15 protein-coding genes are annotated in these 14,958 nt (G+C 73.3%); 8 read left to right on the top strand and 7 right to left on the bottom strand.

The features are described 5' to 3' along the window. Positions 1 to 12 precede the first annotated feature (12 nt). Positions 13 to 1,758 carry a hypothetical protein gene (locus tag B0I33_RS09420; protein ID WP_106178158.1) on the bottom strand — a complete coding sequence of 582 codons (1,746 nt, stop codon included), beginning with the start codon at positions 1,756 to 1,758 and terminating at the stop codon, positions 13 to 15. Positions 1,759 to 1,947: 189 nt separating this feature from the next. On the opposite strand from B0I33_RS09420, the gene hisF reads away from it, so the two are divergent. Together hisF and hisI are read left to right on the top strand one after the other, a co-directional pair. Then, positions 1,948 to 2,721 (top strand): imidazole glycerol phosphate synthase subunit HisF, encoded by a 774-nt coding sequence (gene hisF, locus B0I33_RS09425; RefSeq protein WP_106178159.1) that lies wholly within the window; start codon positions 1,948 to 1,950, stop codon positions 2,719 to 2,721. Further along, the gene (hisI, locus tag B0I33_RS09430) at positions 2,718 to 3,077 is read left to right on the top strand and encodes a phosphoribosyl-AMP cyclohydrolase (RefSeq protein WP_106178160.1); all 360 of its coding nucleotides are present in this window, start codon (positions 2,718 to 2,720) and stop codon (positions 3,075 to 3,077) included. Before hisF ends, hisI begins: the two co-directional genes overlap by 4 nt. A gap of 16 nt (positions 3,078 to 3,093) precedes the next feature. On the opposite strand, the gene B0I33_RS09435 is transcribed toward hisI, so the two are convergent. After that, positions 3,094 to 3,720 (bottom strand): TetR/AcrR family transcriptional regulator, encoded by a 627-nt coding sequence (locus B0I33_RS09435; protein ID WP_245900552.1) that lies wholly within the window; start codon positions 3,718 to 3,720, stop codon positions 3,094 to 3,096. A gap of 85 nt (positions 3,721 to 3,805) precedes the next feature. Here B0I33_RS09435 and B0I33_RS09440 point away from each other — a divergent pair, with 85 nt between their 5' ends. The 6 genes from B0I33_RS09440 to lgt all read left to right on the top strand — a co-directional run bounded on the left by B0I33_RS09440 (position 3,806) and on the right by lgt (position 10,038). Continuing rightward, positions 3,806 to 5,368, top strand: coding sequence for an anthranilate synthase component I (locus tag B0I33_RS09440; protein WP_106178162.1), 1,563 nt, complete (start codon positions 3,806 to 3,808; stop codon positions 5,366 to 5,368). A 34-nt stretch (positions 5,369 to 5,402) separates the two neighbouring features. Continuing rightward, positions 5,403 to 5,915 (top strand): Trp biosynthesis-associated membrane protein, encoded by a 513-nt coding sequence (locus tag B0I33_RS09445; RefSeq protein ID WP_106178163.1) that lies wholly within the window; start codon positions 5,403 to 5,405, stop codon positions 5,913 to 5,915. Between the two features lie 155 nt (positions 5,916 to 6,070). Further along, the gene (trpC, locus tag B0I33_RS09450) at positions 6,071 to 6,880 is read left to right on the top strand and encodes an indole-3-glycerol phosphate synthase TrpC (protein WP_106178164.1); all 810 of its coding nucleotides are present in this window, start codon (positions 6,071 to 6,073) and stop codon (positions 6,878 to 6,880) included. After that, positions 6,859 to 8,115, top strand: coding sequence for a tryptophan synthase subunit beta (trpB, locus tag B0I33_RS09455; protein ID WP_425440455.1), 1,257 nt, complete (start codon positions 6,859 to 6,861; stop codon positions 8,113 to 8,115). Before trpC ends, trpB begins: the two co-directional genes overlap by 22 nt. Next, positions 8,112 to 8,912 carry a tryptophan synthase subunit alpha gene (gene trpA / locus B0I33_RS09460; RefSeq protein WP_106178165.1) on the top strand — a complete coding sequence of 267 codons (801 nt, stop codon included), beginning with the start codon at positions 8,112 to 8,114 and terminating at the stop codon, positions 8,910 to 8,912. The genes trpB and trpA overlap by 4 nt, the downstream gene beginning before the upstream one ends. An 82-nt stretch (positions 8,913 to 8,994) precedes the next feature. Then, positions 8,995 to 10,038, top strand: coding sequence for a prolipoprotein diacylglyceryl transferase (lgt, locus tag B0I33_RS09465; protein WP_106178166.1), 1,044 nt, complete (start codon positions 8,995 to 8,997; stop codon positions 10,036 to 10,038). On the opposite strand, the gene B0I33_RS09470 is transcribed toward lgt, so the two are convergent. The 5 genes from B0I33_RS09470 to B0I33_RS09490 all read right to left on the bottom strand — a co-directional run bounded on the left by B0I33_RS09470 (position 9,985) and on the right by B0I33_RS09490 (position 14,727). Next, on the bottom strand, positions 9,985 to 11,052 hold the full coding sequence (locus B0I33_RS09470; RefSeq protein ID WP_106178167.1) for an NAD(P)H-dependent amine dehydrogenase family protein: 1,068 nt from the start codon (positions 11,050 to 11,052) through the stop codon (positions 9,985 to 9,987). The genes lgt and B0I33_RS09470 overlap by 54 nt on opposite strands. Beyond that, on the bottom strand, positions 11,049 to 11,840 hold the full coding sequence (locus B0I33_RS09475; RefSeq protein WP_106178168.1) for an SDR family oxidoreductase: 792 nt from the start codon (positions 11,838 to 11,840) through the stop codon (positions 11,049 to 11,051). Before B0I33_RS09475 ends, B0I33_RS09470 begins: the two co-directional genes overlap by 4 nt. Positions 11,841 to 11,964: 124 nt before the next feature. After that, positions 11,965 to 12,744, bottom strand: a complete 780-nt coding sequence (locus tag B0I33_RS09480) for an ABC transporter ATP-binding protein (RefSeq protein ID WP_106178169.1) — start codon at positions 12,742 to 12,744, stop codon at positions 11,965 to 11,967. Next, entirely contained in the window at positions 12,741 to 13,724 is a 984-nt protein-coding gene (locus B0I33_RS09485) for a FecCD family ABC transporter permease (protein WP_106178292.1), read from the bottom strand. The genes B0I33_RS09480 and B0I33_RS09485 overlap by 4 nt, the downstream gene beginning before the upstream one ends. 64 nt (positions 13,725 to 13,788) lie before the next feature. Further along, a complete protein-coding gene (locus tag B0I33_RS09490) occupies positions 13,789 to 14,727 on the bottom strand; it encodes an ABC transporter substrate-binding protein (RefSeq protein WP_106178170.1) in 939 nt (312 codons plus the stop codon). Positions 14,728 to 14,958 lie beyond the last annotated feature (231 nt).

Consider the following 14,958-nt stretch of genomic DNA (forward strand, 5'->3'; position numbering starts at 1 on the left):
GCCGCCCCGGCTTCAGGTCTGGCCGACGGTGGTCTGGCCGGGCCGCAGCGTGTCGCCGCAGCTGCGCAGGGGGTACGTGGCGGTGCGGGAGTCCCGCTCGACCCGTTCCACCTCGGTGCGGGCGTACCGGCGCAGCTCGGCGAGCGTGGCCTGGTCCGGTACGGCGCCCTTGCGCACCCAGTCCCCGTTCGGCGGATCGTCGTCGGGGTAGCTGTAGAGCTGGTGGTAGTCGCGCGCGATCCGCGGGTCGGACGAGATGCCGTTGCCCGAGGCCCACGGCCAGCGCGAGTGGATGAACGTGGGCTTGACCTCCTCGAACACGTAGTCCCGCAGGCCCGCCATGTCCCCGTTGCGGATGAACTCGGCGATCCTCGGCTCACCCAGTCCCGCCATGTCCACCAGGTGCAGCCGGGTCGTCAGGGCGGAGCCGCCCAGGTCGGGCAGCAGCAGGGACGCCTCCCGCAGCCCGAGGATGTCGGCGTAGGCGTTGAAGTTGCGGCCGAGCCGGTCGGCGACGTAGCACGCCGAGATGTTCGGGTTGGCCCGGAACTCCTCGGCGGACTCGGCGTAGGCCGCGCCCGACGGCAGGGCGGCCACCACGAGCCCCGCGGCGAGCCAGGCCCGTCTGCGCGGGCGCGAGTGCCGGAACACGTCGGCCACCGCCAGGGAGCCGACCAGCGCGCCGAGCACCCACACGGGCGTCGCGAAGCGGTACTGCTCCATCCAGTCGGACTCGAGCACCGCGTAGGCGAACAGGGCGAGGCCCAGCGGCACCAGCAGGGCGAGCATGGCCTGCCGCCACCACAGCGGCCGGGCCAGGGCCATCGCCAGTACCGCGGCGACCACCAGCACCGCGGGCGCGCCCGCGTACGCGACCAGCTCGCCCGGCCGGGCGAAGTCGGACAGCGCGGGCAGGCTCTGCGACTTGGCCACGGCGGGACTCGAGAGCCACTGCCCGAACGTGGCGAGCCGCCACGCGTAGTAGCCGCCGACCGGCAGCGCGAACGCGGCCACCGACAGCGCCGCGTTCCGGATGCTGGGCCGCAGCAGCGGCCTGCGCAGCAGGACCAGCGCCAGCAGCGGGTACGCGCCCGCGTAGACGAGTCCCTCGGGGCGGGTCAGCGCCGCGACCGCGGCGAGCGCGCCCGCCGCCAGCGCGACCTTCGCCGTGCGCAGCCTGCCGTCGAGGACGGCGAGGAACAGCACCGCGGCCAGCGCGACGACGGTCAGCGCGTACAGCGAGTTCTCCAGCCCGGAGAAGCTCCAGATGACGAACGAGGGAATGGCCGCGAGGACGAGCCCGGTCGCCGCGGTCACCAGCCACGGCCGCCGGGTGACGCGGCGGGCGACCAGGTAGCAGACGGTGAGGATGCCCGCGCAGCACAGGAGCGCGAGACCCTTGGGGAACAGCACGTAGTCGGGGACGCCGAACAGCGTTCCGTGGTCGAAGAGGCCGACCAGTTTGCCGAGCGCCAGCAGCAGCAGCCACGTCGGGTTGGAGAAGCCCTCCACCGCCTCCGCGCCGGGGTGGACCACCGGGCCGAGGCCGTCCGCGAAGCTCCGGGCGTAGGCGAAGGTGATGGCCGCGTCGTCGACGATCCAGTTCCCGTACAGGGCCCCGTGCCAGCCGATCGCCGCCGTGCCGGTGAGCACGGACAGGACGGCGAGCAGGACGGAACGCCGCCGGGCGGGCTCGCCGCCCGGTCGCCCGACATCGGACGGGTCGACGAGGACCCGCAGGGTTGGGCTGGCTGTCATACGGGAACGGCTCCCCCCGGGAATGGGATCTCCAATTCGGAAAAGTCGGCATAACGCTAGCAGGCAGTTGTGCCGAGACTTTTTTCGGATTCGCGCTGTGCGTGACAATTTCTTGACAGAATCGTCACGAATCCGCGGGCCGCGGATGCGGTCACGGTCGCCGCCGCCGTGCCCCGTACCCTGGGAGGCATGTCCGTGGCGGTGAGGGTGATCCCGTGTCTCGACGTGGACGCGGGCCGGGTGGTGAAGGGCGTCAACTTCGCGGACCTGCGCGACGCCGGTGACCCGGTGGAGCTGGCGCGGGCCTACGACGCGGAGGGGGCCGACGAGCTCACCTTCCTCGACGTCACCGCGTCCTCGGGCAACCGCGAGACCACCTTCGACGTGGTCCGGCGTACCGCTGAGCAGGTGTTCATCCCGCTCACCGTGGGCGGCGGCGTGCGCGGCTGCGACGACATCGACCGGTTGCTGCGGGCCGGTGCCGACAAGGTCAGCATCAACACCGCGGCGATCGCGCGACCGGAGCTGCTGCGGGAGGCCTCGCGCCGGTTCGGCGCACAGTGCGTGGTGCTCTCCGTGGACGCCAGGCGGGTGCCGGAGGGCGGCGAGCCCACGGCGTCCGGCTTCGAGGTGACCACGCACGGCGGCCGGCGCGGCACCGGGATCGACGCGGTCGAGTGGGCCGCGCGGGGCGAGGAGCTCGGTGTCGGCGAGATCCTGCTGAACTCGATGGACGCCGACGGCACGAAGGCCGGGTTCGACCTGGAGCTCATCGAACTGGTGCGCCGCGCGGTGCGGGTGCCGGTGATCGCCAGCGGCGGCGCGGGCAGCCCCGGGCACTTCCCGCCCGCCGTGCACGCCGGTGCCGACGCGGTGCTGGCCGCGAGCGTGTTCCACTTCGGGGAGCTCAAGATCGCCGAGGTGAAGGACGCGCTGCGGGCACAGGGAGTCGTGGTCCGGTGACGGACGCGCTCGACCCGGCGATCGCGGAGCGGCTCACGAGAACCCCGGACGGCCTCGTGTGCGCGGTGGTGGTCGAGCACGGCACCTCGGACGTGCTCATGGTGGCCTGGATGAACGACGAGGCGCTGCACCGCACGCTGACCACGCGGCGGGCCACCTACTGGTCGCGCAGCAGGCAGCGGCTGTGGGTGAAGGGCGAGACGTCGGGGCACACGCAGCGCGTGCGCGAGGTGCGGATCGACTGCGACGCCGACACGTTGCTGGTGCGCGTCGACCAGACGGGGCCCGCGTGCCATACCGGCACGCACACGTGTTTCGACACCGACGACCGCGTGCTGCTCGCCGACGACGGGTGAGCGGCGGCGGGCCGTCTCAGTCGATGTCGCCGGTCAGGTAGCGCTGCAGGGTCGGCGCGACCCCGGCGACGATCGTCTCGATGTCGGCGGAGGCCAGCGGCTCCAGCCCGATGACGTAGCGCGCCATGCCCATGCCGATGATCTGGCTCGCGCAGAGGGACGCCCGCAGCTCGGGCCGGTCGCAGCCGGCCGCCTCGGTGATGCCCTTGAACATGCGGTGCACGAGGAAGTCCTTCAGCGCCCGCAGCGCCTCGTCGCGAGCGGTGACGCTGCGGACCAGCGCGATGAACACCTCGCCGCCCGCGCCGTCCCAGTTGGCCAGGAAGGTGCGCACGATGTTGTCCCCGAGGTGTTCGGGTCCATCCGCGGTCACCTGGTCGAGCACCACCTGCGGATCGAACGGCACGCGCAGCACGGCCTGGGCGAACAGCCCGTCCTTGCTGCCGAACCAGTGGTTCACCATGGCCGGATCGACCCCGGCCCTGGCGGCGATCGACCGCACGGTCGCGCCGTCGTAACCGTGCTCGGCGAACTCCGTCCGCGCGGCGGTGACCAGCGCCGCCCTCGTGTCCTCCCCCGCGGGCCTGCGGCCGCGCCGCCGGACGCCGGTAGTCTTGCCGTTGGCGGTCGTCACAGGCACCATCATGGCCGATCCACGGACTGAATTCAACAAGCGTTGAGATCTGCCCCGCGCGGAGCCCGGGTGGCGGCGACGGCACAATGTGCGCATGGTGACTGCCCACTCCCTCGACGCCGGTGCTGGGCTCGGCGCGGTCAGCCCGGCGCGCGACGAGTTCCGCGCGCTCGCCGGTGACCGGCGCGTGATCCCGGTGGTGCGGCGACTGCTCGCCGACGCGGACACGCCGGTCGCGCTCTACCGCAAGCTCGCCGGCGACCGCCCCGGCACGTTCCTGCTCGAGTCGGCGGAGAACGGCGAGTCGTGGTCACGCTGGTCGTTCATCGGCGTGCGCAGTCCCGCGGCACTCACGGTGCGCGACGGCGAGGCCGTGTGGACCGGGACGCCGGTCGCCGGGCTGCCGACCGGTGGCGACCCGCTGAGCGTGCTGCGGGAGACCATCGAGATCCTGCACACCGAGCCGCTGCCCGGCATGCCGCCGCTGACCGGGGGCATGGTCGGCTACATCGGCTACGACGCGGTCCGCTGGATCGAACGCCTTCCCGAGCTGGCCGAGAAGGACATCGACATCCCCGAGCTGACGATGCTGCTGGCCACCGACCTCGCGGCGTTCGACCACCACGAGGGCACGGTGACGCTCATCGCGAACGCCGTGAACTGGGACGACTCGCCCGAGCGCGTCGACGCGGCCTACGACGACGCCGTGCGCAGGCTCGACGAGATGACCGTGCGGCTGGGCACGCCCGCACCGGCCACGAACGCGGTGTTCGACCGGCCCGCCCCCGAGTTCACCCGGCGGCGCAGCAAGGAGGACTTCCACGCGGCCGTGCACCGCGCGGTCGAGGCGATCCACGCGGGCGAGGCGTTCCAGGTCGTGCCGTCGCAGCGGTTCGAGATGCGCACCGGCGCCGACGCGCTCGACGTCTACCGCGTGCTGCGCACGTCCAACCCGAGCCCGTACATGTACCTGCTGCGGCTCGACGGCTTCGACATCGTCGGCTCCAGCCCGGAGTCGCTGGTGACCGTGCGCGACGGGCGGGCCACGACGCACCCCATCGCGGGCACGCGCTGGCGCGGCGTCGACCCGGAGGAGGACGCGCAGCTGGCGAAGGACCTGCTCGCCGACGAGAAGGAACGCTCGGAGCACCTCATGCTCGTCGACCTCGGCCGCAACGACCTCGGCAAGGTCTGCAAGCCCGGCACGGTCCGCGTGGTCGAGTTCTTCGCGATCGAACGCTACAGCCACGTGATGCACCTGGTGTCCACCGTGACCGGGGAGCTGGCGGAGGGCCGCACCGCCTTCGACGCGGTGCGGGCGTGCTTCCCGGCGGGGACCTTGTCCGGGGCGCCGAAGGTCCGGGCGATGGAGCTCATCGAGGAACTCGAGCCCACCCGCCGCGGGTTGTACGGCGGCGTCGTCGGCTACCTCGACTTCGCGGGCGACGCCGACACCGCCATCGCCATCCGCACCGCGCTGATGCGCGACGGCGTCGCCTACGTGCAGGCGGGCGGCGGGGTGGTGGCCGACTCGGACGCCGACTACGAGGACAACGAGTCGCTCAACAAGGCCCGCACGGTGCTTTCCGCCGTCGCGGCGGCCGGTACGCTCGCGCCCGCCACCGTGCCGGGCCGGGCGGGGGATGCCGGTGTCTGAGGCCGGAGCGCGGAGCGGCAAGCGTCCACTGTGGATGTCGGTGGGCGCGCTGCTGCTCGGTGCGGCCGCGCTGTGGGCCTCGTCGCGCCTGGTCTGGTTCGCCGAGTCGGCCGACGGCGGCGTGCGCGGCACGGTGCTGCGCACGCAGACCGGTGCGGAGCGCTCCGGTGCGCTGATCCCGCTCGCCGTGCTCGCGCTGGCCGGGGTGGCCGGGATGGTCGCCACCGGCGGCTGGCCGCGGCGGCTGCTCGGCGGCGTGCTCGTGGCCGCGGGGGTGGCCGCGTGCTGGGTGGCGCTGTCCGGGCTGCGGTTCGGAGGCCATCCCGAGGGCGCGCCGGTGGCCGAGATGTACGCCGCGCACGGGCTCGCCGTCGCGGGCGGGGCGCTGATCGTGGTGGGCGGGTTGCTCGGGCTGCGCAAGGCGGGGCGGATGCCGCGGCTCGGCGCGAAGTACTCGGCGCCGGGCGCCAAACGGGCGGAGCGAGACCCAGGCACGGAGCTGTGGGACGCGCTCTCGGATGGCGAGGATCCGACCACGCGGAGTTAACAGGGTGTCGTCTGCGCTGGTGAGAAAGGTTGTCTCCGCCCCGGAACAGATGCGCTTCGGCGCCGGGGTTAGCATCTTTTCGGCGGGAAGGGGAAGGTTTTTGTGAGCCACCTTGCGAGTGAATCAGCGACCGCGACACCCGGTGGGGTAACCCGGTGAGCGTTCTGGAGGACATCGTCGCGGGCGTGCGGGCCGACCTGGCCGAGCGGGAGGCCGCACTGCCGTTCGACGAACTGAAGCAACGCGCCGCCAAGGCGCCCGAGCCGCGGGACGCGCTCGCGGCGCTGCGGGAGTCGGGGATCGGGGTGATCGCCGAGGTCAAGCGGCGCAGCCCGTCCAAGGGCGAGCTGGCGCCGATCGCGGATCCGGCCGCGCTGGCGAAGGACTACGCCGACGCGGGCGCGCGCGTGGTCAGCGTGCTCACCGAGCAGCGCCGGTTCGGCGGCTCGCTCGCCGACCTCGACGCCGTCCGCGCCGCGGTGGACGTCCCCCTGCTGCGCAAGGACTTCATCGTCAGCCCGTACCAGGTGCACGAGGCGCGCCTGCACGGTGCGGACATGGTCCTGCTGATCGTGGCCGCCCTGGAGCAGAACGCGCTGTCGGCGCTGCTCGACCGCGTCGAGTCGCTGGGCATGACCGCGCTGGTGGAGGTGCACAACGCCGAGGAGGCCGACCGGGCGCTGGAGGCGGGTGCCTCGGTGATCGGCATCAACGCGCGCAACCTGCACACGCTCGAGGTCGACCGCGACGTCTTCGCCCGGCTGGCCCCCGGCCTGCCGATGGAGACGTTCAAGATCGCCGAGTCCGGCGTGCGCGGGCCGGGTGACCTGATGGCCTACGCCGGTCAGGGCGCCGACGCGGTGCTCGTCGGGGAGGGGCTGGTCGCGTCCGAGGATCCCAAGGGCGCGCTCGTCAAGCTCGTCACCGCGGGCTCGCACCCCGCGTGCCCGAGGCCGAGCCGATGACCGACGACGGCGAGGACAAGCCCCCGCGCGGCGAGCACGACCCGGACGAGCGCGGGCACTTCGGGCCGTACGGCGGGCGGTTCATGCCGGAGGCGCTGATCGGCGCCCTCGACGAGCTGTCCGCCGAGTACGACAAGGCGCGCCTGGACCCCGCGTTCCACGACGAGCTCTCCCGCCTGCTCTCCGGTTACGCGGGCAGGCCGTCGCTGCTCACCGAGGCTCCCCGGTTCGCCGAGCACGCGGGCGGTGCACGGATCTTCCTCAAGCGCGAGGATCTCAACCACACCGGCTCGCACAAGATCAACAATGTGCTGGGCCAGGCGCTGCTGACGAAGCGGATGGGCAAGAAGCGGGTCATCGCCGAGACGGGGGCCGGGCAGCACGGCGTCGCCACCGCCACCGCCTGCGCGCTGCTCGGGCTCGACTGCGTGATCTACATGGGCGAGGTCGACACCGAGCGGCAGGCGCTCAACGTCGCCCGCATGCGGCTCCTCGGCGCCGAGGTGATCCCGGTGAAGACCGGCTCGCGCACCCTCAAGGACGCCATCAACGAGGCGCTGCGGGACTGGGTGACCAATGTGGACACCACGCACTACCTGCTGGGCACGGCCGCGGGCGCGCACCCGTTCCCGCTGCTGGTGCGGAACTTCCACAAGGTGATCGGCGAGGAGGCCAGGGCGCAGATCCTCGAGCTCACCGGGCGGCTGCCGGACGTCGTCGCCGCGTGCGTCGGCGGCGGGTCCAACGCGATCGGCATCTTCCACGGCTTCCTCGACGACGCGGACGTGCGGCTCGTCGGCCTCGAACCCGGCGGAAAGGGCCTGGACAGCGGCGAGCACGGGGCCACCCTCACCAAGGGCACGCCGGGCACGCTGCACGGGGCCCTTTCGTACCTGTTGCAGGACGCCGACGGGCAGACCACCGAGGCCTACTCGATCTCGGCGGGGCTGGACTACCCGGGGGTCGGGCCCGAGCACTCGTGGCTCAAGGACACCGGGCGCGCCGAGTACCGCGCGGTCACCGACGCCGAGGCGATGGAGGCATTCCAGCTGCTGTCGCGCACGGAGGGCATCATCCCGGCGATCGAGTCGGCCCACGCGCTCGCCGGTGCGCTGCGGCTGGGCCGGGAGCTGGGCGGCGAGGCGCACATCCTGGTGAGCCTCTCCGGCCGCGGCGACAAGGACGTGGACACCGCGGCGCGGTACTTCCAGCTGGTGGACGAGGAGAAGTTGTGACCGGGCTCGGCGAGCTGTTCGAGCGGACGCGGGCGGAGCGGCGCGGTGCGCTGATCGGCTACCTGCCCGCGGGCTACCCCGACGTGGCGGCGTCGAAGGAGCTGCTCGCGGCGACGCTCGACGCGGGGGCCGACCTGGTCGAGGTGGGTGTTCCCTACTCCGACCCGGTGATGGACGGGCCGACCATCCAGGCGGCGGCCGACGCGGCGCTGAAGGCCGGGTTCCGGCTCAAGCACCTGTTCGAGGTCGTGGAGTCCCTTTCCGCGCGCGGCGGGCGCGCCGTGGTCATGACGTACTGGAACCCGGTGTACCGCTACGGCGTGGACCGGTTCGCGCGGGACCTCGCGTCGGCGGGCGGGCTCGGGCTGATCACTCCCGACCTCACCCCGGACGAGGCGGGTGACTGGATCGCGGCGTCCGACGCGCACGGTCTCGACCGGATCTTCCTGGTGGCTCCCTCGTCGTCGGAGGAACGGCTGCACCTCACGGCCGGTGCCACCACGGGCTTCGTCTACGCGACCGCGGTCATGGGCGTCACCGGCGCGCGGGACAGGGTCGGCTCCGGAGCCGCGGAGCTGGTGCGGCGCACCCGCGCGCACACCGACCTGCCGATCGGCGTGGGGCTCGGCGTGCGGTCGCGCGAGCAGGCCGCGGAGGTGGCCGGGTTCGCCGACGCGGTGATCGTCGGCTCGGCGCTCGTCAGCAGGGCCACCGAGGGCACCGAGGCGGTGCGGGCGCTGACCGCCGAGCTGGCCGAGGGCGTCCGCGCACCGGAACCAGCCGCCCAGCCCTCGTGAGTGTTTCTCGTGGTTAGAACAACGTTCTTCACTCACGAGCCCTGGGCGGTCGGTATCCCGGTGCGCGCGCTACGGTGACGGGGTGAGCTCCGCGTCGGCAGTGTTCCTCGCCAGCATTCCCAGCCCGGACCGGGGTGTGTGGCATCTGGGCCCGATCCCCATCCGCGCGTACGCGTTGTGCATCATCGCGGGCATCGTCGTCGCGATCTGGTGGGGTGAGCGGCGGTGGGCGCAGCGCGGTGGCGCCAAGGGAACCATCACCGACATCGCTGTTTTCGCGGTGCCGTTCGGCCTGATCGGCGGCAGGCTCTACCACGTCATCACCGACTACCAGCTGTACTTCGGCGAGGGCAGGGACCCGGTCCGCGCCCTCTACATCTGGGACGGCGGGCTCGGCATCTGGGGCGCGATCGCGCTCGGCGGCGTCGGAGCGTGGATCGCGTGCCGCCGCAGGGGCATCCCGCTGCCCGCGGTGGCCGACGCGGTCGCGCCGGGCATCGTGGTCGCGCAGGCCATCGGCAGGCTCGGTAACTACTTCAACCAGGAGCTCTACGGCCGGCCCACCGACCTGCCGTGGGGACTGGAGATCTACTGCCGCACCACGCCCGGCTACCCGGCCAGCCAGTGCACGCTGGAGAACCCCGGGCCGCTCGACGGTGTCGCGGTCAGCGACGTGCCGCTCGGCACGGTGCACCCGACGTTCCTCTACGAGCTGCTGTGGAGCCTCGGTGTCGCCCTGCTCATCGTGTGGGCCGACCGGCGGTTCCGGCTCGGCCACGGGCGGGTGTTCGCGCTCTACGTCGCCGGGTACACGGCGGGCCGGTTCTGGATCGAGTTCATGCGCACCGACGAGGCCAACGAGATCCTCGGCCTGCGCGTGAACAACTGGACGTCGATGCTGCTGTTCGCCGGGGCGGTCGCCTACTTCGTACTGGCCCGCCGGCGCGGTCCCCGCGAGGAACCGGCCGCACTGCGCGGCAAGGACGAGCCCGGACCCGAACCCGGCGACTCCGACGACTCCGGTTCCCCCGGGACCGAGGACGAACCGGACCGAGGACAGGCCGGCGACGGCTCAGCGGACGAGGCCCCTGCCGGTGACCAGCGGAAGGTCGAGCCCGGTCAGTAGCCCGGGCGCCGCCCGCACCACGGCCGGGACGGCGTTGACCAGCCGCATCGCCGTCGCCTTGAGACCGGCCGTGTTGTGGTCGCCGTCGCTGCCGAGCAGCCGCAGGTCGAGCGTGTAGTTCGGCTCACCGGTCACCTGCACGCGGTAGCAGCCCTGTCCGGTGGGCTGGGGCCAGTCCGGGCCGAGGTCCGGCCGCAGCCGCGTCACGTGTTCCAGCACGCACACCGGCCTGCCGCCGCGCATGCCGCGCACCTCGAACCGCAGCGCCGCCGCCGTGCCGCGTTCGATGGTGCCCGAGGAGATCGGGAAGGTCTCGGGCGCGGGCAGCCGCTCGTAGTGCTCCTCGACGGCGTCGAGCTCCACGTCGAGGCCCGCCGCGAGCTGGCGCACGACGCTGCCCCACGCGAGCGTGAGCACGCCGGGCTGCAGCAGCATGGGCTTGTCCTCCAGCGGGGAGCCGAAGCCCATGATGTCGAAGACGACCTTGCGGTTGTCGTAGGTCGCGTAGTCGAGGATCTCCAGGCAGCGGACCTCGTCGATGCGCTCGCTGATCCCGGTGAGGGTCAGCGGCAGCCAGTCGTTGGCGAAGCCGGGGTCGACCCCGTTCACCCACAGCGAGGAGCCGCCCTCCAGCGCCGCCGCGCGCACCGGGCCGGAGATCTCCTCCGGCACCACGCCGTCCGGGAACTGGAGGAACACCGGGCTGCTGGACACCACGTTGACGCCCGTGCGCAGGATCCGTCGCAGGTCGGCCAGCGCCTCGGTGATCCGGTCGTCCGCCATCGCGGTGTAGACGACACAGTCGGGGCGCAGCGCGAGCAGCGCGTCGGCGTCGTCGGTCGCCGCCACCCCGAGCGGCCTGCCGAGCCCGGCCAGCTCGCCCGCGTCGCGGCCCACCTTCGCCGGGTCGGACACCCACACCCCGGCCAGCTCCAGATCCGGCCGCGCGGCGATGCCCGCCAGCGCGTGGCGGCCCACGTTGCCGGTGCTCCACTGCACCACCCGGTAGTTCATGTCAGGTCCGGGAGTCCGAGGTCGAGGTTCGGCGCCTGCTGGCCGCCGTCCACCTCGAGCACCTTGCCCGTGACGTAGCCGCCCGCGGGGGAGCACAGGTAGAGGATCGTGGCGGCCACCTCCTCCGGTTCACCGATGCGCCGCAGCGGTGTCGCGGCCTCCATCCGTTCGCGCAGCTCGGGGTTGTTCACCACCACCTCCAGCGCGGACGTGGCGACCGAGCCGACGGCGACCGCGTTGACCCGGATCCGCGGCGCCAGGTCGGCGGCGGCGAGCCGGGTGTAGTGCGCCAGCGCGCCCTTCGCGGTGCCGTAGGCGAGGAAGCCGCGGCCGCTGACCCTGCCCATCACCGACGACACGTTGACGACCGCGCCGCCGCCCGAGCGCAGCATCGCGGGTGCGGCCGCGCGGGTGAGCGCGTGTGCCGTGGACACGTTGAACCGGAAGGCCTCCTCCAGGAACTCCGTGCTGGTGTCGGTGAGCGGGCAGGGGAAGGTGCCGCCGACGTTGTTCACCACGACGTCGAGCCTGCCGAACGTGTCCATCGCCGCGTCGGCCAGCGCCGCCGCGTTGGCGGGATCGGACAGGTCGGCCGGGACGACGTGTGCCGTGCGGCCCGCGCCCGCGACGCGCGCGGCCACCTCGTCGAGCTGGTCCTTCGTGCGGGCGGCGAGCACCACGTCGGCGCCGGCCTCGGCCAGTGCCACCGCTGTCGCGGCGCCGATGCCGCGCCCGGCGCCCGTCACCACCGCCACCGCGTCGTTGATCCGGAACCGGTCGAGAATCACGCGCGGAACTGTAACACGTTCTAGTCGGCGAGTCCCCCGCCCGGACGCGCGAGTGCTGCGTTCGGGACCGGGGAGTTCGGCGTCGTGGACGCAGCACGCGCGAGCAGGGGCGGGGGACCCGCGGTCAGCGCGGGCGGACCGGAGTGACCACCGGGCGGCCGTCGGCGGTGCGGAGCACCTCGGCGTCGGCGGCGTAGTGGCGGCGCAGCCGCTCCGCGGTGAGCACCTCCTCCGGCGCCCCGGCGGCCACCACCTCGCCGCCGTCCACGAGCAGCAGGTCCCCGGCGTACTGCGCCGCGAACGTCAGGTCGTGCAGGGTGGTGACGACGGTCGTCCCGTCCTCCCGGCGGAGCCGGTCCAGCAGCTCCAGCAACGCCTGCGCGTGACCGATGTCGAGACCCGTGGTCGGCTCGTCGAGCAGCAGCAGCCGCGTCCGCTGCGCCAGCACCCTGGCGAGCACCGCGCGCTGCTGCTCGCCCCCGGACAGGGTGCGCATCCGGCGCGCCGCGAGGCCGCCGAGGTCGACCCTGGCCAGCGACTCCTCCACAATGGACCTGTCGGTCGCGCTCTCCCTGGCCAGTGCGCCGAGGTGCGGGGTGCGGCCCAGCAACACGTAGTCGGTCACGGTCAGCCCGTCGGGCAGCAGCGGGTTCTGCGGCGCGTAGCCGATCTCGTGCGCGCGCTGCCTGCGGGACAGCGCGGTGACGGACCTGCCGTGCACCTCGATGTCGCCGCTGAACGCGACGAGCCCGGCGATCGCCTTGAGCAACGTCGACTTGCCCGCCCCGTTCGGGCCGACGATCGCGAGCCAGCCGCCCTCGGCCACCGCGGCCGACACCCCGCGCACGACCTCGGCACCGCGGTAGCCCGCCGCCACCCGGTCCAGCCGCAGCGCCGCGGTCACGGCAGCCGCCCGCGTGTCGTCCGCAGCACCACGACGAAGAACGGCGCGCCCGCGAACGCGGTCACCACGCCGAGCGGCAGCTCGCCCGGCATGATCGTGCGGGCGATGTGGTCGGCGACGATGAGGAACGCCGCCCCGCCCACGAGCGACAGCGGCAGGATGACCCGGTAGCTCGCGCCGGCGAGCAGCCGCACCAGGTGCGGCACGACGATGCCGACGAAGCCGATCAGCCCGCTCACCGCCACGGCGGCCGCGGTGGCCAGCGACGCCGCCGACAGCACCACCAGCCGCACCCGCCCGGCGTGGACGCCGAGCGACGCGGCCTCCGCGTCGCCAAGCCCGAGCACGTCGAGCAGCCTGGCGCAGGCACACAGCACCACGGCGGCCAGCGCGATGTACGGGAGCGCGAGCCATACCTCCCGCCAGCCGGTGAGGTTGAGCCCGCCGAGCATCCACGTGTAGACCTGCTCGATGGTGTCGGTGTCCAGCTGCTGCACGAACGTCTGCACGGCGGTGAGGAACGACGCGACGGCGACCCCGGCCAGCAGCAGGGTCGCGGTACCCGACCCGCCCGCCGACCGGCCGAGCACCCAGCTCAGCCCCACCCCGCCGAGTGCGCCGGCGAACGCGGCCAGCGGCAGCGGGCCGACGACCCAGGAGCTCGCGGCGGGGAGGAGCACGACGACGATGGTGGCCGCCATACCCGCCCCCGCGGCCGCGCCGAGCAGGTAGGGGTCGGCCAGTGGGTTCCGGAACACCCCCTGGAAGGCGGCTCCGGCCCCGGCGAGCGCGGCGCCGACGAGCCCGGCCAGCAGCACCCGGGGCAGGCGCAGCTCCCAGACGATCGCGGCCTCGCGTTCCGACAGCGGGGACACCCCGCCGGTGAGCTGCGCGCCGATCTCGGTGAGCACCCGCCCGGCCCCGAGGTCGCCCGCGCCGAGCACGACCGCCAGGACGCCCACGCCGAGCAGCACCAGCATGGCGGCGAGCAGGGTGCGCGGCCGCAGCGTGGTGGCGGGCCGCAGGGCGCGAGCCTTCAACACGTCAGCGGCTCGCCTCGGTGACGGCCGTCGACACGGCGTGTACGAAGTCGACGAGCCGGGGGGTCCACCGGGACGCGATGTCGTCGTCGAGCGGGTACACCCGGCCGTGTTCGACCGCGGTGAGCGTGTCCCAGCCCGGTCGTGCCGCCACCGTCTCGGCGTTCTGCCCGCAGCAGTGGGTGTCGGCCAGGAAGATGAGGTCCGGGTCGGCTTCCAGGATCCGCTCTGCGGACAGCTGCGGGTAGTCGCTCGCCGCGTCCGGATCGCCCTGGTCGGCGATGTTGACGAGGCCGAAGAGGCCGTACACCTGGCCGATGAAGGTCTTCGACGTGACGCTGTAGTAGGTCGGGTCGAGCTCGTGGTAGTAGGTCAGCGGCTCGGCGGGCTCCGGCGTCTCCCGGACGATCTTCTGGATCTCGGTGCGCGTCCGCCGCGCCAGGTCGGCGCCCTCGTCCGGGTATCCGGTGGCCCTGCCGAGCAGCTCGAACTGGTCGTACGCGGCCCGCAGCGAGGTGGCGGCCGGGAGCACGAGCGTGGTCGTGCCCGTCTTCGCCAGCGCCCCGGTGAGCCTGCCGTCCAGGTCCGATTCGACGACGACGAGGTCGGGGTCGTGGGCGGCGATCGCCTCGGGGTCGAGGTTCAGCCCGGACAGGTCGGTGCGCGGAGCCTGCTCGGGGTACGTCGAGGCCGAGTCGACGGCCACCACCTGTGGGCCCGCGCCCACCGCGTAGAGGACCTCGGTGGCGGACGGGGACAGCGACACGATCCGCTCGGGCCGCTTCTCGATGGTGACGGCGGGCGCGCCCTCGGGGCGCAGCTCGACGGGGAAGCCGGCCGACCCGGCGGGAGTTTCGGCGCTCGGCGGCCGCTCGGCGCAGCCGGCCAGCACGGCGGCGCAGAGCAGCGGAAGCAGCGGGAGCAGCCTGGACAAGCGGGGCATGGAACCTCGAACGATCGGCCGGCGGAGGGCCGGGCCGGACCGCGTGCGGCGGTCACGACGCCGCTACCCCTGCGCCGGAGGTGGATGGCGTCCGCGCGAGCGGCAGGCGACCTGGCTCGGCCCACCCCGTCGGGTGACTACCACGAGTGGCTCGTTACTGGCGAAAGGTGCCGGTAACGGGTCACTCGCGACCGTTCGCGGTCCGTGCGGGACCGGGGCCATCACAGTTGC

The sequence above is a fragment of the Prauserella shujinwangii genome (assembly GCF_003001955.1).
Taxonomy (GTDB): domain Bacteria; phylum Actinomycetota; class Actinomycetes; order Mycobacteriales; family Pseudonocardiaceae; genus Qaidamihabitans; species Qaidamihabitans shujinwangii.